Annotated in this window: 20 protein-coding genes; 7 read left to right on the plus strand and 13 right to left on the minus strand. The window is 69.6% G+C overall.

All coding sequences use genetic code 11. From position 1 onward, the window contains the following. The 9 genes from E3T54_RS10260 to E3T54_RS10300 form a co-directional block, all read right to left on the minus strand. Positions 1 to 245, minus strand: a 245-nt coding sequence (locus E3T54_RS10260; RefSeq protein ID WP_134475586.1) for an aldehyde dehydrogenase family protein, incomplete at its 3' end; no start/stop codon positions are given. Between the two features lie 100 nt (positions 246 to 345). Next, complete coding sequence (locus E3T54_RS10265; RefSeq protein ID WP_134475670.1) at positions 346 to 1,644, minus strand: aspartate aminotransferase family protein; 1,299 nt, start codon at positions 1,642 to 1,644, stop codon at positions 346 to 348. Positions 1,645 to 1,796: 152 nt separating this feature from the next. Further along, positions 1,797 to 2,951, minus strand: a complete 1,155-nt coding sequence (locus tag E3T54_RS10270; protein ID WP_134475587.1) for an ABC transporter substrate-binding protein — start codon at positions 2,949 to 2,951, stop codon at positions 1,797 to 1,799. A 71-nt stretch (positions 2,952 to 3,022) separates the two neighbouring features. Beyond that, positions 3,023 to 3,802, minus strand: coding sequence for an ABC transporter permease (locus E3T54_RS10275; protein WP_134475588.1), 780 nt, complete (start codon positions 3,800 to 3,802; stop codon positions 3,023 to 3,025). Continuing rightward, positions 3,799 to 4,626, minus strand: coding sequence for an ABC transporter ATP-binding protein (locus E3T54_RS10280; protein ID WP_370255413.1), 828 nt, complete (start codon positions 4,624 to 4,626; stop codon positions 3,799 to 3,801). The genes E3T54_RS10275 and E3T54_RS10280 overlap by 4 nt, the downstream gene beginning before the upstream one ends. 2 nt (positions 4,627 to 4,628) lie before the next feature. After that, positions 4,629 to 5,576 carry an ABC transporter permease gene (locus E3T54_RS10285; protein WP_092323987.1) on the minus strand — a complete coding sequence of 316 codons (948 nt, stop codon included), beginning with the start codon at positions 5,574 to 5,576 and terminating at the stop codon, positions 4,629 to 4,631. Beyond that, positions 5,573 to 6,589, minus strand: a complete 1,017-nt coding sequence (locus E3T54_RS10290; protein ID WP_134475589.1) for a TIGR03842 family LLM class F420-dependent oxidoreductase — start codon at positions 6,587 to 6,589, stop codon at positions 5,573 to 5,575. The genes E3T54_RS10285 and E3T54_RS10290 overlap by 4 nt, the downstream gene beginning before the upstream one ends. A gap of 12 nt (positions 6,590 to 6,601) precedes the next feature. Continuing rightward, positions 6,602 to 8,023, minus strand: coding sequence for a dihydropyrimidinase (gene hydA / locus E3T54_RS10295; protein WP_134475590.1), 1,422 nt, complete (start codon positions 8,021 to 8,023; stop codon positions 6,602 to 6,604). A 28-nt stretch (positions 8,024 to 8,051) separates the two neighbouring features. Next, positions 8,052 to 8,900, minus strand: coding sequence for a nitrilase-related carbon-nitrogen hydrolase (locus E3T54_RS10300; RefSeq protein WP_092323992.1), 849 nt, complete (start codon positions 8,898 to 8,900; stop codon positions 8,052 to 8,054). 162 nt (positions 8,901 to 9,062) lie between these two features. Here E3T54_RS10300 and E3T54_RS10305 point away from each other — a divergent pair, with 162 nt between their 5' ends. The 5 genes from E3T54_RS10305 (at position 9,063) to cofD (ending at position 14,532) form a co-directional block, all read left to right on the plus strand. Next, on the plus strand, positions 9,063 to 10,442 hold the full coding sequence (locus E3T54_RS10305) for a PLP-dependent aminotransferase family protein (protein WP_134475591.1): 1,380 nt from the start codon (positions 9,063 to 9,065) through the stop codon (positions 10,440 to 10,442). A gap of 251 nt (positions 10,443 to 10,693) precedes the next feature. Continuing rightward, entirely contained in the window at positions 10,694 to 11,683 is a 990-nt protein-coding gene (locus tag E3T54_RS10310) for a putative F420-0 ABC transporter substrate-binding protein (RefSeq protein WP_134475592.1), read from the plus strand. 16 nt (positions 11,684 to 11,699) lie between these two features. Continuing rightward, positions 11,700 to 12,758 carry a putative F420-0 ABC transporter permease subunit gene (locus E3T54_RS10315; protein WP_134475593.1) on the plus strand — a complete coding sequence of 353 codons (1,059 nt, stop codon included), beginning with the start codon at positions 11,700 to 11,702 and terminating at the stop codon, positions 12,756 to 12,758. Further along, entirely contained in the window at positions 12,749 to 13,540 is a 792-nt protein-coding gene (locus tag E3T54_RS10320; RefSeq protein ID WP_134475594.1) for an ABC transporter ATP-binding protein, read from the plus strand. Before E3T54_RS10315 ends, E3T54_RS10320 begins: the two co-directional genes overlap by 10 nt. Then, positions 13,537 to 14,532 carry a 2-phospho-L-lactate transferase gene (cofD, locus tag E3T54_RS10325; RefSeq protein WP_134475595.1) on the plus strand — a complete coding sequence of 332 codons (996 nt, stop codon included), beginning with the start codon at positions 13,537 to 13,539 and terminating at the stop codon, positions 14,530 to 14,532. The genes E3T54_RS10320 and cofD overlap by 4 nt, the downstream gene beginning before the upstream one ends. 116 nt (positions 14,533 to 14,648) lie before the next feature. Here the strand turns inward: cofD and cofC are convergent, their stop codons facing one another. Genes cofC through E3T54_RS10340 form a run of 3 tightly spaced genes read right to left on the minus strand, consistent with a single transcriptional unit; the run spans position 14,649 to position 17,214 of the window. Further along, positions 14,649 to 15,347, minus strand: coding sequence for a 2-phospho-L-lactate guanylyltransferase (gene cofC, locus E3T54_RS16810; protein ID WP_166804892.1), 699 nt, complete (start codon positions 15,345 to 15,347; stop codon positions 14,649 to 14,651). Beyond that, the gene (gene cofE / locus E3T54_RS10335; protein ID WP_134475671.1) at positions 15,344 to 16,210 is read right to left on the minus strand and encodes a coenzyme F420-0:L-glutamate ligase; all 867 of its coding nucleotides are present in this window, start codon (positions 16,208 to 16,210) and stop codon (positions 15,344 to 15,346) included. The genes cofC and cofE overlap by 4 nt, the downstream gene beginning before the upstream one ends. A 2-nt stretch (positions 16,211 to 16,212) precedes the next feature. Next, a complete protein-coding gene (locus E3T54_RS10340) occupies positions 16,213 to 17,214 on the minus strand; it encodes a TIGR03557 family F420-dependent LLM class oxidoreductase (RefSeq protein ID WP_134475597.1) in 1,002 nt (333 codons plus the stop codon). 31 nt (positions 17,215 to 17,245) lie between these two features. Between E3T54_RS10340 and E3T54_RS10345 the strand changes: the two genes are divergently transcribed. Continuing rightward, the gene (locus E3T54_RS10345) at positions 17,246 to 18,085 is read left to right on the plus strand and encodes an exodeoxyribonuclease III (RefSeq protein ID WP_134475598.1); all 840 of its coding nucleotides are present in this window, start codon (positions 17,246 to 17,248) and stop codon (positions 18,083 to 18,085) included. Positions 18,086 to 18,126: 41 nt separating this feature from the next. Here the strand turns inward: E3T54_RS10345 and E3T54_RS10350 are convergent, their stop codons facing one another. Further along, on the minus strand, positions 18,127 to 18,753 hold the full coding sequence (locus E3T54_RS10350; protein WP_134475599.1) for an AEC family transporter: 627 nt from the start codon (positions 18,751 to 18,753) through the stop codon (positions 18,127 to 18,129). A gap of 104 nt (positions 18,754 to 18,857) precedes the next feature. Here E3T54_RS10350 and E3T54_RS10355 point away from each other — a divergent pair, with 104 nt between their 5' ends. After that, complete coding sequence (locus E3T54_RS10355; protein ID WP_134475600.1) at positions 18,858 to 19,673, plus strand: alpha/beta fold hydrolase; 816 nt, start codon at positions 18,858 to 18,860, stop codon at positions 19,671 to 19,673. Positions 19,674 to 19,700 lie beyond the last annotated feature (27 nt).

The following is a 19,700-nucleotide window of genomic DNA, read 5'->3' on the forward strand; positions in this document are numbered from 1 at the left end:
TTGAGCAGCTCACGGAAACTGAACATGATGCTCTGGCGCTTGGCCTGCGAGGTGTCACGCCAGGCCGGGAAAGCGGCCAGGGCCGACGCAATCGCGACGTCGACGTCGGCCGTGCTGGCCAGGCTCACGTTTTTGGCGACCTGGCCCGTGGCCGGGTTGAACACCGGCGCGGTGCGGGTCGAGGTACCGGCGGCGGCCGCCCCGTCAATCCAGTGGCTGATTGTGGGAATAGCGTTCATTGTCATCTGTCGATTCTGTCGGTGTTGTGGTTTGCGGGTGTCGCGGTGATCGAGCCGCGGTGATCGAGCTTGTCGAGATCAGGGTCTCGACAAGCTCGACCACCGATCAGTTGAGCAGGTCGAGGCTGAGCACCTCGTCGTAGACGGCCAGGGCCTCGGCGACCTCGTCATCGGTCACCACGCAGGGCGGCACGACGTGGATGCGGTTGTCCGCGAGGAACGGCAGCAGGCCCCGGCCGAGCAGCTCCGCCTTGATCCGCCCCATCACCGCGCCGTTGAGCGGCTCGCGGGTCTGGCGGTCGGCGACGAGTTCGAGCGCCCAGAACACACCCTCACCGCGCACCTCGCCGATGACCGGGTGCTTCGCCTGCAACTCGGCAAGCCCCGGCGCCAGCACGTCGCGGCCGATCCGGGCCGCGTTCTCCACGATGCCCTCGTCCTCCATCGCGTCGAGCGCGGCCACGATGGACGCCATCGCCAACGGGTGACCGCTGTAGGTCAGCCCGCCAGGGAAGACGTTGGTGTCCCAGTCACGGGCGATGGAATCCGGGATGATCACGCCGCCGGTGGGCACGTAACCGGAGTTGACGCCCTTGGCGAAGGTGATCAGGTCGGGCACGACGTCGTAGCCGTCGAAGGCGAACCAGCGCCCGGCGCGCCCGAAGCCGCACATGACCTCGTCCAGGATCAGCATGATGCCGTAGCGGTCGCAGAGTTCGCGCACCCCGGCGAGGTAGCCGGGCGGCGGCGGCATCACGCCGGCCGTGCCGGGGATCGTCTCCAGGAGCACGGCGGCGATCGAGCTGGGACCTTCGCTCTGGATGACCCGCTCGAGGTGGCGCAGCGCCCGCTCCGACTCCTGCTCGGGTGTGGCAGCCCAGAACTCGCTGCGGTAGAGGTATGGGCCGAAAAAGTGCACGTGGCTCCGCGCGAATTCGTTCGGGATGCGGCGCCAGTCTCCGGTGGCGACAATGGCAGAGCCCGTGTTGCCGTGGTACGACCGGTAGGTCGAGAGCACCTTGTCGCGACCGGTGTGCAGCCGGGCCATGCGCATGGCGTTCTCGTTGGCATCCGCGCCGCCGTTGGTGAAGAAGACCTTGCTGAAGCCCTCGGGGGCGCGGTCGACGATGCGCCGGGCAGCCTCGCCACGGGCGAGGTTCGCGGTCGACGGGGCGATCGTCGTGAGGGTGCTCGCCTGTTCGATGATTGCCCTGACGACGGCCGGATGCTGGTGGCCGATGTTGACGTTGACCAGCTGGCTCGAGAAATCCAGGTAGCTGCGCCCGTCGTGGTCCCAGACGCGGCTGCCGAGTCCCCCGGCGATGACGAGCGGCTTGAGTGCGGCCTGCGCCGACCAGGAGTGGAAGACGAAGGCGCGGTCGAGTTCGCTCGTGCGCTCATTCATTCCGGGTCCGGTGGCGCCGGGTCCGGTGGTGCGGTCAACGGTGTCAGTCACGGGTATCGCGTTCCTTCTGTGAATCCTGGTCGGGGGTGCGGGGGTTGGCGGTGCGGGAGTGACCGGGTGGCCCGAAGCGGGCCACCCGGCGGGGGACGATGTTAGGCGCCGCCCTCCTTCAGGGTGACGGTGAGGGGCTTGAATCCCTCGCCCTTGACGTCGACTCCATCTTTCTCCAGTTCGTCGAGCGCCTGCTGAACGTACGTGTTCGACCAGGCGGTCTTGGGCGGGTCGGTGGTGATGATGGTCGCGCCGGTCTCATTCTTGGTGTTCATCGCGATGTCGACGGTGTTCTGCCAGGCGCCTTCATCGATGATGCCGATGCCGTTGGTGGACGGCCAGATCAGCTTGTTGACCTCGTTGGTCATCCAGAGCTGGTGGCTCTGGCCGAGCTGGGATCCCGCGGCCGTCACGATTCCCGCGGCGTCCTCGGCGTTCTCAGCGGCGAAGATCCAGCCCCTGATGGAGGCCTTGATGAACTTCACCGTGGTCTCGGCGTAGTCCTTGTCGGACTCGAGCAGGTCGGCGTTGGCCCAGATGGCATCCTGCAGCATGGCGGTGCCTTCCTCGTTCCAGTCGATGACGTTGAGGTCTTCGGGCTGGTAGAGCTCGCCGGTCTTCGGGTTCTTCGTCTCGAGCACCTGCGCGTACTCGTTGTACGTCATCGCCTGCGCGGCGTCGATGTCGCCGGAGAGGAAGCCGTTCATGTCGAACGCCTGCTGGATGAGCTTGATGTCGCCCACCTCGACGCCGGCCTCCTGCATTCCGGCGAAGAGCTCCCACTCGTTGCCGTAGCCCCAGCTGCCCACGTTCTTGCCCTTGAGGTCCGCGGCCGACTCGATGCCGGCGTCCTTGAATGAGATCTGGGTGGTGGCGGAGCGCTCGAAGATCTGCGCGACGTTGGTGATGTTGGCACCCTGCTCGATCGAGCCGAGCACCTTGGGCACCCAGGAGATGGCGAAGTCGGCGTCGCCGGAGGCGAGCACGTCCTGCGGAACGATGTCCGCCGCGCCCTCGGTGATGGTGACGTCGAGGCCCTCGTCCTCGTAGAAGCCCTGGTCGACCGCGGCGTAGTAGCCGGCGAACTGGGCCTGGGCGACCCACTGGAGCTGGAGGGTGACCGGCGTGAGTTCGCCTGCGCCATCCGTCGCCCCATCGGTGCCGCCGTCGCCACCGGTGGTGCATCCGGTGAGGACAAGGGCGCTGGCTGCGGCCAGGGCGCCGAACGTGCCGAGCCATCGTGTGCTGTGTTTCATGATTTCCTCCGGTTTCGCTGTGACTACTCAGGGTGGGGATGGGAACGACCGGCCGCCTGGCGGCCGGACACCTAGCCGGTGCTGCGGCGGCTGACCAGCTTCTCGAGGGCGAGCGCGGCGGAATAGAACAGGAGACCGAGGAGGATCGACCCGAGCACGTAGGCCCAGGCCAGCCCGTAATTGCTGCTCGAGGCCGAGGAGGTGATCGACTTGCCGAGGCCGCCGACCGGGCCGCCGAAGTACTCGGCGATCAGGGCGGAGATCACCGCGAGCGAGGACGCGATCCGCAGGCCCGTGAAGACGTAGGGCGTGGCCGTCGGCAGGGTCACGGTCTTCGTCGCCTGCCAACTGGATGCCGCGTACGAGCGCATCAGGTCGCGGTGCACCGGTCGCACCTGGCGGAGCCCCTTGAGGGTGTTGAAGTACACCGGCACGAACACCGCGAGCCCGGCGACGATCTGGCGGGCCGTTTCGGCGCCGGCACCGAACATCGTGTACAGCACGGGGGCGAGCGCGACGATCGGTACCACGGAGATCGATGCCACGATCGGGGCGCCCATCTCGTCGGACACGGGGACGAGCGCTGCGATGGTCGCGGCCAGGATGCCGAGCACCGCGCCGACCAGCAGGCCGATCAGGGCGTTGCGGCCGGTGACGACCATGCCGTTGATGACGTTCTGCAGGTTGGCGGCGAACTCCTCGCCGATCAGGAAGGGCCCGGGCAGGATGAACGCCTTGATCTCGAACGCCACGACCGCCCACTGCCAGAGCAGGAGGGCGGCGACGCCGAACACGACCGGCGGCAGCGCCGTGCGCACGAATCCGGCCCCGCCCGACGGCCCCTGGTTCATCGTGTCTCGACCCCGCGCGCGCCGGTGGGCGCCTCGCCGTGCAGCAGCTCGCGCACCTGGCTCACGGCGTGGAAGAACGCCTCGTCCTCGCGCAGGTTCTCGCCGCGCTCGGCCGTGTCGCCGAGGCCGACGCCGAGCACGTCGCGGATGCGTCCGGGCCGCGGCGACATGACCACGACCCGGTCGGAGAGGAACACGGCCTCCGGGATGGAGTGCGTGACGAAGACGACGGCCGCGCTGGTTTCACCGCAGATCCGCACGAGCTCGTTCTGCATCCGCTCGCGGGTCATCTCGTCGAGCGCGCCGAAGGGTTCATCCATCAGCAGCAGGCTGGGGCTTTCGGCCAGCGCGCGGGCGATCGCCACTCGCTGCTGCATGCCGCCGGAGAGCTGGTCCGGGTAGTTGTCGGCGAAGTCGGACAGCCCGACAAGTTCGATCAGTTCGGCCGCCCGCGCCCGCCGGGCCGCCTTGCCGGCCCCGTGCAGTTCGAGCGGGAGCTCGATGTTGCCGGCCACCGTGCGCCAGGGCAGCAGGCCGGCCTGCTGGAAGGCGATGCCGTAGTCCTGGTCGATCCGCGCCTGCCTGGCCGGCTTGCCGAAGACCCGGATGCTGCCGGCCGTCGGGGTGTCGAGGTCGGCGATCAGCCGCAGGAGCGTGCTCTTGCCGCAGCCGCTCGGGCCGATCAGCGAGACGAATTCGCCGGGCGCGACGGTGAGGCTCACGTCGTCGAGGGCGGTGACGGATGCGCCCTTCCGGCCGGTGAAGACACGGCTGACGCCGCCCACGTCGACGGCGGGGGCGCGGCCGCCCGGGGAGGACTCCATGATCATGCTGCGACCTCTCCCCTGCGGAAACGACGAAGGAACAGGCCGATGAGGCCCACGAAACCGGCGGCCAGGAGGCCGACGGCGATGGATCCGAAGATGGGCGCCCACGGTTTGCCCGGGTCGCCGCCGGCCGCACCGGCGTACTCGACGATCAGGCGCCCGATTCCGCCGCGCAGCCCGATCGACACCTCGGCGACCACGGTGCCGATGACGGCACTGGCCGCGGCCAGCCGCAGGGCGGGCAGCAGGTAGCCGACGCTCGCCGGCAGCCGGAGCCGCCAGAGCGTCTTCCACCAGCCCGCGGCGTAGCAGTGCATGAGGTCGACGTGGTTGGCGTCAGGGGAGGCGAGGCCGCGGAGCGCGCCGACCGACACCGGGAAGAACGCGAGGTAGGACGCGATCAGGGCGACCGACATCCAGCTTTCCCAGCTGAAGTCGCCGATCTCGATCTGCGACCCCCAGCGCCGGACCAGCGGGGCGAGGGCGATCAGCGGCACGGTCTGGCTGAGCACGATCCAGGGCAGGACCGCCGATTCGGCGAGCCGGAAGCGTTGCATGAGCAGCGCGAGCAGCAGGCCGACGGTGACCCCGACGAGCCAGCCGACCGCCGCGATCCCGAGCGTGAACATCGATCCCTGCAGCACGACGAGCCAGAGCGGCAGGGCTGCGGCCGCGCCGGTGACCGGTTCGAGAACCCGCTCGGCCATCACCCAGAGGTGCGGCATGGCGAGGTCGCTGGTGCGCGGCAGCAGGGTCGTGCCGCCCACGACGACCCCGTCCGCCGGGCCGAGCAGTTTGTAGAGCTCCCACAGGGCGGCGAGCACGACGAGGCCGAGCGCCCCGGTGACGATGCGCCGCAGCTGCACCTGCCCGCGGCGCGCCTGGCCGCGCGGGGCCCGGGTCTTCCCCGCTGCGGCAGGCTGGGCCGGCGGTGCCGTTCGGGTCATGCCTTGGCCACGATGTGGTCGGCCATGGCCGGGATCACGGTCTCCCCGTAGACGCGCATCGTTTCTTCTTTGTTGTCGTGCTGGAGGTAGCCGGCGAACTGGTCGACGCCGATCTCCCGGAGCGCCTCGAGCTTCTCGATGTGGTCCCTGGCCGTGCCGAGCAGGCAGAACCGGTCCACGATCTCGTCCGGCACGAAGTCGGCGTGCACGTTGCCGGGGCGTCCGTGCAGGTTGTAGTCGTAGTCCTGGCGGCCGGCGATGTAGTCCGTCAGTGCCTTCGGGACGTGCGAGTCGGTGCCGTACTTCGCGACGATGTCGGCGACGTGATTGCCGACCATCCCGCCGAACCAGCGGCACTGGTTGCGCATGTGGTCCCAGTCCTCACCGATGTACATCGGCGCCGCGACGCAGAATTTGATCGACAGCGGGTCCCGGCCGACGTTCGCCGCGGCATCCCGGACGGTCTTGATCATCCAGGCGGCCACGTCGAGGTCGGCCATCTGCAGGATGAAGCCGTCGCCCACCTCGCCGGCGAGCTTGAGGGCCAGCGGGCCGTAGGCCGCCACCCACACGTCGAGGCTCGAGCCGCGGCTCCACGGGAACTGCAGGGTGGCGCCGTTGTATTCGACCGAGCGCGAGTTCGCCAGCTCGCGGATGACGTGGATCGACTCGCGGAGCGTCTTCAGCGTGGTGGGTTCGCCGTTGATCACCCGCACGGCCGAGTCGCCGCGGCCGATGCCGCAGATGGTGCGGTTGCCGTACATCTCGTTGAGCGTCGCGTAGGTCGACGCGGTCACCGTCCAGTCCCGCGTGCCCGGATTGGTGACCATGGGCCCGACGATGATCTTGTCGGTCTCGGCGAGGATCCGGCTGTAGATCACGTAGGGCTCCTGCCAGAGCAGGTGCGAGTCGAACGTCCAGACGTGGCTGAAGCCATGCGCCTCGGCGAGCTTGGCCAGCTGCACCGTCCGGGCGGACGGCGGGTTGGTCTGCAGAACTGCTCCGAAATCCATCTGTTTCCCCGCCTAGATCAGGTACTGGCTCAGGCCGCGCTTGACGAACTGGCCGTCACCCTTGGCGCCGAGGTATTCGTTGTGGTCGATGACGACCTTGCCGCGGGAGAGCACGGTGTCGACGTGGCCGTCGATTTCGTAGCCCTCCCATGCGGAGTGGTCCATGTTCATGTGGTGGGTCTTTTCGTAGCCGATCGACGTGTGGCCGTGGGGGTCGTAGATGACGATGTCGCCGTCGGCGCCGGGCTGGATGACGCCCTTCTTGCCGTAGAGGCCGAACATCCTCGCCGGGGTCGTCGAGGTGATCTCCACCCAGCGCTCCAGGGTGATGCGCCCGTTGACGACCCCCTGGTAGAGCAGGTCCATCCGGTGCTCGACCGAGCCGATGCCGTTGGGGATCTTGGAGAAGTTGCCGAGGCCGAGGTCCTTCTGGCCCTTCATGCAGAACGGGCAGTGGTCGGTGGAGACCATCTGGATGTCGTTGGTGCGCAGGCTCTGCCACATGTGGTCCTGGTGCCCCTCCGCCCGGGACCGCAGCGGCGTGGAACACACCCACTTCGCCCCCTCGAAGCCCGGCGCCCCGAGGTTCTCTTCGAGCGAGAGGTAGAGGTACTGCGGGCAGGTCTCCCCGAACACGTTCTGGCCGTTGTCGCGGGCCGCGGCGAGCTGCTCGACGGCCTGCTTGGCGCTCACGTGCACGACGTAAAGGGGAGCGCCGGTGAGGTTGGCGATCATGATCGCGCGGTGCGTGGCCTCCTCCTCCATCTGCCAGGCCCGGGCTACGCCGTGGTAGTACGGGTCGGTCTTGCCCTGGGCGAGCAGCTGCTCCACGAGCACGTCGATCGCCGGCCCGTTCTCGGCGTGCATCATGGTGATCAGGCCGGTGTCGGCGGACTTCTGCATGGCGCGCAGGATCTGCGCGTCATCGGAGTAGAAGACGCCGGGATAGGCCATGAAGAGCTTGAAGCTCGACACGCCCTCGGCGAGCAGGCCGTCCATGGCCTGCAGGGAGTCGGCGTTGACGTCGCCGATGATCTGGTGGAACGCATAGTCGATCGCGCAGTTCCCGGCCGCCTTCTGGTGCCAGGTGGCCAGGCCGTCGAAGACCCGCTGGCCGTAGGTCTGCACCGCGAAGTCGATGATCGTCGTCGTCCCGCCCCACGCCGCCGCCCGGGTGCCGGTTTCGAACGTGTCGGACGCCGCCGTGCCGCCGAAGGGCAGTTCCATGTGCGTGTGCGCGTCGATGCCGCCGGGGATGACATACTTCCCGGTCGCGTCGATCACCCGGTCGACGCTCGCGGGAAGGTCGGTCCCGAGCAGGCGGGATCCGGGCTCCAGCACGGCGACGATGGTCTCGCCGTCGATCAGCACATCTGCCTTCGACCGGCCGGTCGCCGTCACGACGGTGCCGCCGGTGATGAGGGTTGTCGTCATCTCTTGCTCCTCTTCGTGGAAGCCGCGGTCAGGGTGCGGTGATCGGTCCGTAGGAGTCCGGGCGGCGGTCGCGGTAGAACTGCCAGGAGTTGCGCACCTCGCGGATCAGCCCGAGGTCGAGGTCGCGGATGACGATCTCCTCGGTGTCGGTGGAGGCCACCTCGCCGACGTAGTTTCCGCGCGGGTCGACGAAGTAGGAGCTGCCGTAGAAGGTCACGGCGTCGTCGCCGAACTCCTTCGTTTCGGTGCCGATGCGGTTGTTCGCGCCGACGTAGTACTGGTTCGCGGCGGCCGCGGCCGGCTGCTCGAGCTCCCAGAGCCGGTTGGACAGGCCGGGCTTGGTGGCGGAGGGGTTGAAGACGATTTCGGCGCCGTTCAAGCCCAGCGCGCGCCAGCCCTCGGGGAAGTGGCGGTCGTAACAGATGTAGACGCCGATCCTGCCGACCATCGTGTCGAAGACGGGGTAGTCGCCGTTGCCGGGGCGGAAGTAGAACTTCTCCCAGAACTGCGGGAGGTTCGGGATGTGGTGCTTGCGGTACTTGCCGAGGTACGTGCCGTCGGCGTCGATCACGGCGGCCGTGTTGTAGAGCACGCCGGGCTGCTCCTCCTCGTAGACCGGGAGGACGATGACCATCTTGTGCTCGGCAGCGAGCTTCTGGAATCGTTCGACCAGCGGGCCGGGCACCGGGTGCGCGTAGCCGTAGTACTTCGAGTCCTGCACGATGCCGAAGTACGGACCGTGGAACAGCTCCTGGAAACAGATCACCTGCACGCCCTGTTTGGCCGCGGTGCGGACGAATTCCTCGTGCCTGACGATCATCGATTCCTCGTCACCCGTCCAGGTGGTCTGGGTGATTGCTGCCCGAACAACGGTCATGGTGCCTCCAGAATTTCGCGGTGAGCCTGTCCAGATCGAAACTTTTTCGGACTGCGTTGTCCGTATTTGTTATTATTCGATGTAAACATTTCAGTTGTGTTTCCGAGTGTGTCGCACGCGTTAATCATCCTGTCGTCGAAACCAGGCAGGGGCAAGAGAAGAATGCAAATCTTTATCGACGAGATCGAGCGGCGCACGCCGGCCGGGATCGCGGCGGCGATCGGCCGGATGATCCGCACCGGGCAGCTCGCGCCGGGCGACCGCCTGCCCACGGTGCGCCAGTTCGCCAGCGAACTCGGGGTGAGCCCGGCCACGATCAGCCACGCCTGGCAGGCGCTGTCCGGGATCGGCCTGATCGCCTCGCGGGGACGGAGCGGCACCTTCGTGCTCGAGCAGGCGCCGCAGTGGCTGCCGGCCCGGAGCCAGTCGATGGCCGGCCACCAGCAGGCCACCCGGGTCGACCTGTCCCGCGGCACCCCCGACCCGCTCCTGCTGCCGGCCCTGGGCCCGGCGCTCTCGCGGGTCTCCCAGCGCGCCGTGACGCCGAGTTACCAGGACTTCCCGGTCATCCCGGAGCTGCTCGCCGTTCTGATCGAGTCCTGGCCGTTCCCGGCCGAGTCGATCACCGTCGTCGACGGCGCCCTCGACGCGATCTCGCGCAGCCTCGACCAGGTCACCCGGTTCGGCGACCGCGTGATCGTGGAGGATCCCGGTTTCCCGCCGTTCTTCGACCTGCTCGACCAGCTCGGCGTCGAACGGATCCCGGTCCCCGTCGACGAGCACGGGATCGAACCCGCCGCCTTCGCGGCCGCGCTCGAGCTTTCCCCGGCCGCCGTCATCCTGCAGCCCCGCGCGCAGAACCCCACCGGAGCGTCGATGACGGCCGAGCGCGCGGAGGAACTGGCGGGCCTGCTCGCGGGAAGCGAGGCCGCCGCCCACACGATCGTGATCGAGGACGACCACTCGGGCGAGATCAGCATCGCACCGGATGTCAGCCTCGGCCGGTGGCTGCCCGGGCGCGTGCTGCACGTGCGCAGCTACTCGAAGTCCCACGGCCCCGACCTGCGCATCGCCGCGCTCGGCGGGCCGGCCCGACTCGTCGACCGGATCGTCGCCCGCCGCATGCTGGGGCCGGGCTGGACCAGCCGGATGCTGCAAACGATCCTATACGAACTCCTCACCAACGGGGAGAGCATCGCCCAGGTCAGCGAGGCCAGACGCATCTACTTCGCCCGGCAGAAGGCACTCGCCGACGCCCTGAACGAGTTCGGCCTCGGCGTGCACCAGGCCGACGGGATCAACACCTGGCTGGCGGTGCCGGACGAACGGGACGCGATCGTGCAGCTCGCGGCCGCGGGCATCCGGGTCGCCGGCGGCTCGTCGTTCCTCGCCTCGGACTCCGCCTCGGACCGCCCGGGGTCGTTCATCCGGGTGACGGCGGCGGCCATCGAGGGCGACGTCGCCCCCATCGCCAGGGCGATCGCGATCGCGGCCCGGCCGCCGGGACCGGGTGCCCACTCCCTCGAAACGAGATGGACCTAGCACCCAACGCGGGGCCAACTTGTGCCCATTCGGACAATTGTCGCCGGCGCATCGGCGACAGTCGTCCGATGCGGCAGCACGTGTTCGGTGCGCGCGTTAAGCTCGAAGCAGACCGCCGGTTGGCTCTGACCGGTCGAGCTGCCTTGGATTTGGGCCGCAGGTCGCCGAGCACCCTCGGATTCCCCTGCCATTCCTGTCCCATCCCGCGCTCGCGCAAGCGCCGGGCCGGACCCCCTCCCGTGAGGCTCCCCATGAACCGCAAAACCCTGCACCTCGGCGCGCTGGCCATCGCCGCCTCGACCCTGCTGCTGGCCGGCTGCGCCGGGCAACCGGCCGGCACCGCCCCGAGCGCGAGCGCGACGGCCGACTTCCCGGTCAGCATCGACAATTGCGGCACCACGGTGACCGTGCAGAAGGCGCCGGAGCGCATCGTCACGATCAAGTCGTCGACCACCGAGCTCCTGCTCGCCCTCGGCCTCGGCGACAACATCGTCGGCTCGGCCTTCCTCGACGGCCCGCTGCCGCCCGCCCTGGCGCCCGCCGGCAAGGCGCTCAACGTCATCAGCGACTTCCTGCCCGGCCAGGAGGCCGTTCTGGGACTCACCCCCGACTTCATCTACGGCGGCTGGGAGTCGAACTTCTCGGCCGACGGCGTCGGCGAGCGCGACCGACTGGCCGACCTCGGCATCGGCAGCTACGTCTCCCCGGCCGCGTGCAAGGCCGCTGAGCACATGCCCGACCCGCTCACCTTCGAGAGCGTCTTCGACGAGATCACCGAGGCCGGCGCCCTGTTCGGCGCCGCGGATGCCGCCGCCGCGCTGGTCGCCGAGCAGAAGGCCGAGCTGGCCGCGCTCGAGCCCGCTTCCGGCACCACGACGGCGCTCTGGTACTCGAGCGGAACGGACACCCCGTACGTCGGCGCCGGAATCGGCTCTCCCGCCATGATCATGGACGCGGCCGGGCTGGCGAACATCTTCGGCGACGTGCACGACACCTGGACCTCGGTCGGCTGGGAATCCGTCGTCGAGGCCAACCCGGACGTGATCGTGCTCGTCGACGCCACCTGGAACACGGCGGCGTCCAAGATCGCCACCCTCGAGTCGAGTCCGGCCACCCAGGGCCTCGACGCGGTCAAGCACAAGCGCTACGTCATCCTTCCCTTCGCGGCCACGGAGGCCGGCATCCGCAACGTGGAGGCCGCCGCGTCGGCCATCGACCAGCTCGCCGCCTTCGACCAGTAGACACAGAGGCGAGCAGATGGCGACCGAGGCGCAGGCGACAAGCACGAGGAGCGGCCGGAGACCACGCGGCCGCTACCTCGGCTGGCTGACCCTGTCGCTCGTCGCGCTCGTGCTCGTCAGCGCATCCGCCGTCGCGGTCGGGCCGGCCGATGTCAGCCTGCCCGACGTGATCGGCAGCATCGCCGGGCACCTCGGCCTGCCCGGCGTCGCCGTGCCGCCGCTCACCGACTCGATCGTCTGGCAGCTGCGCCTGCCGCGGGTGCTGACCGCCGCGGCCGTCGGCGCCGGGCTGGCCCTCAGCGGCGCGGTGATGCAGAGCGTCACCCGGAACCCGCTGGCCGACCCCTATCTGCTCGGCCTCTCCTCCGGCGCGTCGTTCGGCGCGGTCTGCGTGGTCATCCTCGGCGTCTCCTTCGCGCTCCCCGCCGCGGCCTTTCTCGGCGCCCTGGTCGCGCTCGTCGCCACCCTCAGCATCGCCAGGGTCGGCGGCACGATCACCCCCGGCCGCGCGGTGCTGTCCGGCCTGGCGATCGCGCAACTCGCCGCGGCCGCCACCTCCTTCGTGATCTTCTGGTCGGCCAAGGGCGACTCCTACCGCGAAATCCTGAACTGGCTGCTCGGCTCCCTCGCCGGCAGCGACTGGACAAGCGTCGCCATCTCGGCGTCCGCCCTCGTCGTGGTGGGAACCGGCATCGTGCTCGCGGCCACCCGCCTGGACGCGTTCGCGTTCGGCGACACGTCAGCGGCATCCCTCGGCATCGACGTCAACCGAACCCGCTGGGCCCTGCTCGGCGCCGTCGCCCTGCTCACCGGCTCGATGGTGGCCGTCAGCGGCGCGATCGGGTTCGTCGGACTGATCCTGCCGCACCTCGTGCGCGGCCTGAGCGGGCCGGGACACCGGCGCCTCCTGCCGCTGGTCGCGGTGCTCGGCGCCCTGTTCCTCGTCGTCGCCGACACTCTCGCTCGCACCGTGTTCGACCCGCGTGAGCTGCCGGTGGGCATCATCACGGCGTTCATCGGCGTGCCGGTGTTCATCCTGCTGATCAAGCGCAAGCGGAGCGCCGCATGGGCGTGATCCTGGCGGACGTGTCGTTCGCGATCGACGGCGTGAGCATCCTTGAGGACGTGTCGGCGGTCATCCCGGCGGGCACCGTGACCGGGCTGCTCGGCCCGAACGGGGCCGGCAAATCGACCCTGCTGCGCCTGATCGCGGGCCTGCAGACACCGGATGCCGGCACGGTCCGGCTGGGCGGCACCGTCGTCGCGTCCCTGCCGCGGCGCGAGGCCGCCCGGCGGATCGCCCTGCTCGAGCAGAGCGCGGCGCCGAGCGTCGACTTGTCGGTGCTGGAGGTCGTGCTGCTCGGCCGCATCCCGCACCGCAGCCGGGTGCTCGGCAGCTTCGGCGGTGACGACGACCAGCGGGTCGCCGAGCACTCCCTGGCGATGGTCGGGGCCGAGGGGCTCACCGATCGGCAGTGGCACACGCTCAGCGGCGGACAGCAGCAGCGCGTGCAGATCGCGCGGGCGCTGGCGCAAAGCCCGAGCCTGCTGCTGCTCGACGAGCCGACCAATCACCTCGACGTGAGCGCCCAGCTCTCGCTGCTCGGCCAGGTGCGCCGCCTCGGGCTCACCTCGGTCATGGCGCTGCACGACCTCAACCTCGCCGCGGCCTACTGCGACCAGATCCTGCTGCTGCACCACGGAAGGCTGGTGGCCTCCGGGACGCCCGAGGAGGTGCTGCGGCCGAGTGTCATCGCGGATGTCTACGGCGTGGACTGCGACATCATCGCGCACCCCCGCGGCGGGCATCCGGTCATCGTCTTCTCTCCGTCCGATGCGCCGGAGGCTGGAGCATGATCGGCAACATCACGGTCCTGGCCGGGGGCATCGGCGGCGCCCGGTTCACCCGCGGGCTGCTGCACCACCTCTCGGCGGCCCGGCCGGAGGCATCCGTCACCGTCGTGGTCAACACCGGCGACGACATGTGGCTGGACGGCCTGCGCATCTGCCCCGACCTCGACACCGTGATGTACACGCTCGGCGGCGGAATCAACGAGGAGCAGGGCTGGGGCCGGCCGGACGAATCCCGCCGCACCTCGGCCGAGATCGCGGCGTACGGGCGCGGCTGGTCCTGGTTCACGCTCGGCGACCTCGACCTGGCCACCCACATCGTGCGCACCGACCTGCTCCGGAACGGTTCCACGCTAAGCGAGGCGACCGAGGTGCTCTGCCGGCGTTGGCAGCCCGGCGCCCGGCTGCTGCCGATGAGCGACGACCCGGTCGAGACATATGCCCGACTGGCTATGGATGCCGACGAGCACCGGGCGGGCGATCTGATCCACTTCGAGGAGTGGTGGGTGCGCTATCGGGCGGCAGTGCCGGTGACCGAGTTCGTGCCGGTCGGCCTGGCCGCGGCCGGGCCGGCGCCGGGCGTTGTTGACGCCATCGAGGGCGCAGACCTGGTCATCCTGCCGCCGTCGAACCCGGTCGTGTCGATCGGCACGATCGTCGCGGTTCCGGGGATCGCCGAGGCGCTCCGCGGCACCTCCGCGCGGGTCGTCGGGGTGTCGCCGATCATCGCGGGCGCCGCGGTGCGCGGCATGGCCGACGCCTGCCTGAGCACGATCGGCGTCGAAACCTCGGCTGCGGCGGTGGGCCTGCACTACGGCTCCCGGAAGAGCGGCGGCTTGCTCGATGCCTGGCTCGTCGACGAGACGGATGCCGCGGCCGTGCCCGTGCTCGAGGCCGCCGGCATCCGCTCTGCTGCAGTGCCGCTCTGGATGCGCGACGTGCCCTCCTCGGCCGCGATCGCCGCCGAGGCGCTCGCGATCGCCGCCGCAACGGGCTGAGCGCGCAAGAACTGAACTGAACTGAACTGAACTGAACTGAACTGCGGACAAAGTACCTTCCTCGCGCCAACGAAGGTACTTTGTCCGCAACTCAACCACGCTGGCGGCGCGGGGAGTCAGCGTTCGATCTGGCCAGGGGCCCCGGCGGCCACGCCCGGGGCACCCGAGGTGCCGGCCACGAGCGCGCTCGTGTGCACGCCGACCCCGCGCTGCAGCGCCTCGGCGAGGTTGTCGACCGTGTCGACGTCCCGGCGGATCGACGCGGTCGGCGGCAGGCCGAGCGGCACATGGCCGGCCGCCTCGTGCGCGGCACGGGAGCCGAGGCCGAAACGCGGGCTGAACAGCACCCCGGCGAGCGCGAGCAGCGCCGTGGTCCCGGTTCCCTCCTCGTCGGCCACCATCGAGAGCGGATGCGCGGCGGCGAGGCCGAGCGCTGCTTCGACGTCGGCCACGGTGAGCGCGGGAAGGTCGCCCGTCACCACGGCGATCCCGCGGCCGGGGAAGGCCGCTCGGGCGGCATCCGTGCCCTGCCGGATGGCCGCGTTGAGCGGGCCACCCTGGTCGCCCTGGTCGCCCTGGTCGGTCGGGTCAAGCCGCACTTCGGGCACGATCACGGCGCCGAGCTCGGCCAGGCGAGCCGCAATCGCTTCCTCGGCGGTCACCACGAAGACCTGGCCGATCAGTGGCGTGTCCAGGAGTGCCGCCACGGTGTCGAGGGCGAAGGCATCCGCCAGCCCACCGCGGTCGGGCAGATCGCCGAGGCGACTCTTGGCCTCCGGCGTGCCCTTGACCGGAACCACGGCCACCCAGCTCACGCGGGGTCGTCTCCGCACGCACAGGCAGCAGCGCCAGCAGCAGCAGCAGCAGCAGCAGCAGCCTGCCCGGCCGCGAAACCCTCCGCATACGCCTCCGCCGACCCGAGGCGGAACATGTCCTGGTCGCTCGGGCGCAGCAGCCGACTCGCCCCGCGCGCATCCGCCGCGTCGAGTTCGCCGACCAGCCTGCCGAGCCCGCGCACCACGGCCACCGGATTGCCGCTCGTCTTGCCCTTGACCAGGTCGGCCGCCCCGGCGATCTCGTCGGCGACGGCGGCGATCGTGGCGTCGAGGCGCTTGCCGGAGGAATCCTCCGTGCCGCGGAGGTCGTCGAGCACGGCCAGCCCGGCCGCGCCGATCGCGATGTCGGTCTGGCCCTCGCGCCAGGGTCGCCCGACCGTGTCGGTGATCAGCACACCGAGCCACAGCCCGCTGCGCTCCCGCAGCGCCGCGCACAGCGCCCGCGCCGATGCATCCGGGTCGATCGGAAGCAGCAGCACGGTGCCGTCGGGGGTGTTGCTCGCGTCGACTCCGGCCGCAGCCAGCACGAGTCCCTGCCGGTTCTCGACGATGCGGGTCACCCCTCCCGGATGCTCCCGGGTGGCCACCACGCGCACGGTCTCGTCGGTGATCGCCTGCTCGCGGTCGGCGGCGGCCACCTGCCGGCCCTCGGCCTTGGAGACGATCTTGCTGGTCACGGCCAGGATGTCGCCGCCCCGCAGTAAAGCCCCGGCCGCGCCGAGAATGATCGCCGCGAGGTCGTCGCCGGCCTCGATCTCGCCGATGCCTTCCGGGGCGAACACGGTGAGCGCGCCGGAAGGCACGCCCTCGGGCCCGGCTGCGGGCGCAGCCCTCTCGTTCATCGTTACCGGACGAGCTTCGGCAGCACGTCGCGGCCGAAGACGTCGATCCACTGGCGCTGGTTGCGGCCCACATTGTGCAGGTAGATCCGGTCGAAGCCGAGGTCGACGAACTTCTGGATGTAGGCGCGGTGGTCGTCCGGGTCGGCCGAGATGATCATCCGTCCCTCGAAGTCCTCGGGGCGCACGAGCTTGGCGATCTGCTCGAATTCGAACGGCGAACGGATGTCGCCCTTGGGGAACTTCATCCCGCCGTTCGGCCACTCCACCATGGCGTTGCGCATGGCTTCCTCGTCGGTTTCGGCCCAGCTCATGTGCAGCTGGAGCACCTTGGGCATCGCCGACGGGTCCTTGCCGGCATCCTTCGCGCCCTCGTCGAATTTGCCGAACAGCATCGAGATCTTCTCGAGCGGGGCGCCCACCGTGATCAGGCCGTCGGCGTGGCGGCCGGCGCGTTTGGCCGTGACCGGGCCCGCGGTGGCGATGAGGATCTCGGGGGCTACCTCGGGCATCGTCCAGAGCCGGGTCGACTCGAGCTTGTAGAACTGCCCGGAGTGCTTGACGTCCTTGCCGGCGATCGAGGCCGTGAACAGCTTCGAGATGATCTCGATGGCCTCAAACATGCGGTTGATCCGCTCCGGGGCTTCCGGCCAGTACTGGCCGACGATGTGCTCGTTGAGCGCCTCGCCCGAGCCGAGGCCCAGCCAGTGCCGGCCGGGGTACATCGAGGCGAGGGTGGCGGAGGCCTGGGCGACCATGGCCGGATGCCAGCGGAACGTCGGCGCGGTGACCCCGGGCCCGAGGTCGCCCTTCGTGCGCTCGCCGATTGCCGCGAGCACGCTCCACACGAACGAGGACTCGCCCTGGGCCGGCACCCACGGCTGGAAGTGGTCCGCCGCCATCACACCGCTGAAGCCGTGCTCCTCGGCGTAGGCCGACAGGGCGACAGCCTCCGCGGGGGCGAACTGCTCGAGCATTGCCGCGTAGCCGATCTGCAAATCCGTCATGCAGTCATCCTGCCAGTCATAGGCTGGAACAATGCGCATCGCCACCTGGAACGTCAACTCCATCCGTGCCCGCTCCGCCCGGGTCGTCGACTGGATGGTGCGCGAGGACATCGACGTGCTCGCCATGCAGGAGATCAAGTGCAAGCCGGAGCAATTCCCGGCCCAGGCCTTCGAAGACGCCGGCTACGAGCTCGCCATCCACGGGCTGAGCCAGTGGAACGGCGTCGCCTTCGCGAGCCGCGAACCGATGACGGATGTCGCCACCACCTTCCCCGGGATGCCCGGCTTCCTGAAGGGCGAGGAGGGGCCCGGCCTGCCGCTGGAGGCGCGCGCGATGGGGGTCACGGTCAACGACCTGCGCCTGTGGAGCCTCTACGTGCCGAACGGGCGCACCCTGGACGACCCGCACTACGTCTACAAGCTCGACTGGCTGGCCCGCCTCAAGGAGCACGCGAGCGCCGAGCTCGCCGCCAACCCGCAGCTGGCCCTCGCGCTGATGGGCGACTGGAACGTGGCGCCGCTGGACTCCGACCAGAACGTCCCCGGGCTCGTCCCCGGGTTATCCACCCACATCTCCGCGCCGGAGCGCGCCGCCTTCCACGCCTTCGAGGCCGCCGGTTTCACCGACGTGGTGCGGCCGCTCGTCCCGGAGGGGGCGTTCACCTACTGGGACTACAAACAGCTCGCTTTTCCGCGCAACGAGGGCATGCGCATCGACTTCATCCTCGGCTCGCCGGCATTCGCCGACCTGGTCACCGGCGCGAGCATCCACCGCAACGAGCGCAAGGGCGACGCCCCGAGCGACCACGTGCCGGTCGCCGTCGAGCTCGCCCTCGAGGCCGAGGACGACGACCGCCCGATGATCTTCTAAAAAACCCCCCGCCAACCCTCGCGAAACCGCACTTGTGCGCGTTATGAGGCCCGTTTAGCCTGCACAACCATCGGGATCGCCGCGCCGCCGATGATCTCCAGCGGCGCCAGGATCGGCTCGGGGACCGTGATCCCGAGGGTGGCGATCAGCACGGCGGCTGCGGAGGCGATGATCATCGGGTTGCGCACCGGCTGGGTCAGGATGGACCGCAGCGACACCCGGCCGCGGGTGGACATGTCGAGGATGGTCAGGGTGAGCGGCGCAAGCACGAGCAGCTGGAGCAGCAGCACCGGGGCGACGTACTGGGCGCTGCCGAGGACATAGATGGCCACCGGCAGGCCGATGTTGTTGGCATTGACGTAGGTCGCCGCGGTCGCCCCGAGCGTGGTCTCGGCCACCGGCGTGCGGAAGAAGACCAGGGACACCGTCACGAACAGCGCCGCGCCCAGCAGGACGCTGCACAGCACGGTCATCAGGAACGGGGAGACGAAGACCCTCACGTCTGCATGCACGAGGACCGTGAACAACAGGGCGGGGGTCGCCACGAAAAACGTGAGCCGATTCAGCACATACCCGGCCCCCGGACCGGCAATCCCGATCCGACCAACCACATAGCCGACCAGGATCACGAACCCGATGATCGCGAACCCGATCAGCACACCACCCATTACCGGGAGTCTACGCGGCGCGCGGCGCGCGGGCGGTCCGGCCGCACTGACCTTCTCGGGGCGTTTCCTTGCGGCGGGCGCAGCCCCGCCCTTACCCTCAGACCATGCCCCACATCGACGTACCAGGCGCATCGCTCTACTACGAAACCGCCGGACACGTGTCCGCGCCCGCCCTGCTGCTGCTCCACGCGGGGATCGCGAACCTGCGGATGTGGGACCCGCAGGTCGAGGCACTGGCCGCGGACCACTTCGTCATCCGATTCGATTCCCGCGGTTTCGGCCAGACCACCTCGGAGGATGTCCAGTTCTCCAACCGCGACGACGCCCGGGCCGTGCTCGACCACCTCGGCATTGCCGCGGCGACCCTCGTCGGATGCTCGCGCGGCGGCTCGATCGCGATCGACGTCGCCGCGGAGACCCCGGAGCGCGTGAGGGGCCTGGTCACGATCGGCTCCGGCCCGAGCGGGTTCCCCGAAGTGGAGCTCACCGACGTCGAGGACGCGGCGTTCGACCTGGTCGACGCGGCGTTCGAGGCGAAGGACTGGCACCGTCTGGCTCGGCTCGAGGTTGCCCTGTGGGCGATCGGGCCCCTGCGCCGGGAGGAGGACCTCGACCCTGAGTTCGTCTCCCTCGCATACGAACTCAACCGCGTCAATGTCGTCCACGCGGAGGAATGCCCCGTCCCCGTCCCCCTCGATCCGCCCGCCTTCGATCGCCTGGTCGACATCGAGGTTCCGGCGCTCGTCACGGTCGGCGCATTCGACATCACCCCGGTGCTCGCGCAGTACGAGTACCTGCTCTCCGCTCTCCCGAACGCGCGCGGGGTCACGTTCCGCGACGCCGCGCACCTGCCCAACGTTGAGCTGCCGGCGGAATTCGAGCAGGTCCTCCTCGATTGGCTGACCGAAAAGGGCCTGTGACCCCTGGCCTGCCTGATCGCCGGCGAG

The sequence above is a fragment of the Cryobacterium sp. Sr8 genome (assembly GCF_004403225.1).
Taxonomy (GTDB): Bacteria; Actinomycetota; Actinomycetes; order Actinomycetales; family Microbacteriaceae; genus Cryobacterium; species Cryobacterium psychrotolerans.

Excerpts from the sequence above, each read along its gene's own strand:
- E3T54_RS10265 (WP_134475670.1), bottom strand. The coding sequence starts at position 1,644 with ATGAATGAGCGCACGAGCGAACTCGACCGCGCCTTCGTCTTCCACTCC.
- E3T54_RS10270 (WP_134475587.1), bottom strand. The coding sequence starts at position 2,951 with ATGAAACACAGCACACGATGGCTCGGCACGTTCGGCGCCCTGGCCGCA.
- E3T54_RS10275 (WP_134475588.1), bottom strand. The coding sequence starts at position 3,802 with ATGAACCAGGGGCCGTCGGGCGGGGCCGGATTCGTGCGCACGGCGCTG.
- E3T54_RS10280 (WP_370255413.1), bottom strand. The coding sequence starts at position 4,626 with ATGGAGTCCTCCCCGGGCGGCCGCGCCCCCGCCGTCGACGTGGGCGGC.
- E3T54_RS10285 (WP_092323987.1), bottom strand. The coding sequence starts at position 5,576 with ATGACCCGAACGGCACCGCCGGCCCAGCCTGCCGCAGCGGGGAAGACC.
- E3T54_RS10290 (WP_134475589.1), bottom strand. The coding sequence starts at position 6,589 with ATGGATTTCGGAGCAGTTCTGCAGACCAACCCGCCGTCCGCCCGGACG.
- hydA (WP_134475590.1), bottom strand. The coding sequence starts at position 8,023 with ATGACGACAACCCTCATCACCGGCGGCACCGTCGTGACGGCGACCGGC.
- E3T54_RS10300 (WP_092323992.1), bottom strand. The coding sequence starts at position 8,900 with ATGACCGTTGTTCGGGCAGCAATCACCCAGACCACCTGGACGGGTGAC.
- E3T54_RS10305 (WP_134475591.1), top strand. The coding sequence starts at position 9,063 with ATGCAAATCTTTATCGACGAGATCGAGCGGCGCACGCCGGCCGGGATC.
- E3T54_RS10310 (WP_134475592.1), top strand. The coding sequence starts at position 10,694 with ATGAACCGCAAAACCCTGCACCTCGGCGCGCTGGCCATCGCCGCCTCG.
- E3T54_RS10315 (WP_134475593.1), top strand. The coding sequence starts at position 11,700 with ATGGCGACCGAGGCGCAGGCGACAAGCACGAGGAGCGGCCGGAGACCA.
- E3T54_RS10320 (WP_134475594.1), top strand. The coding sequence starts at position 12,749 with ATGGGCGTGATCCTGGCGGACGTGTCGTTCGCGATCGACGGCGTGAGC.
- cofD (WP_134475595.1), top strand. The coding sequence starts at position 13,537 with ATGATCGGCAACATCACGGTCCTGGCCGGGGGCATCGGCGGCGCCCGG.
- cofE (WP_134475671.1), bottom strand. The coding sequence starts at position 16,210 with ATGAACGAGAGGGCTGCGCCCGCAGCCGGGCCCGAGGGCGTGCCTTCC.
- E3T54_RS10340 (WP_134475597.1), bottom strand. The coding sequence starts at position 17,214 with ATGACGGATTTGCAGATCGGCTACGCGGCAATGCTCGAGCAGTTCGCC.
- E3T54_RS10345 (WP_134475598.1), top strand. The coding sequence starts at position 17,246 with ATGCGCATCGCCACCTGGAACGTCAACTCCATCCGTGCCCGCTCCGCC.
- E3T54_RS10350 (WP_134475599.1), bottom strand. The coding sequence starts at position 18,753 with ATGGGTGGTGTGCTGATCGGGTTCGCGATCATCGGGTTCGTGATCCTG.
- E3T54_RS10355 (WP_134475600.1), top strand. The coding sequence starts at position 18,858 with ATGCCCCACATCGACGTACCAGGCGCATCGCTCTACTACGAAACCGCC.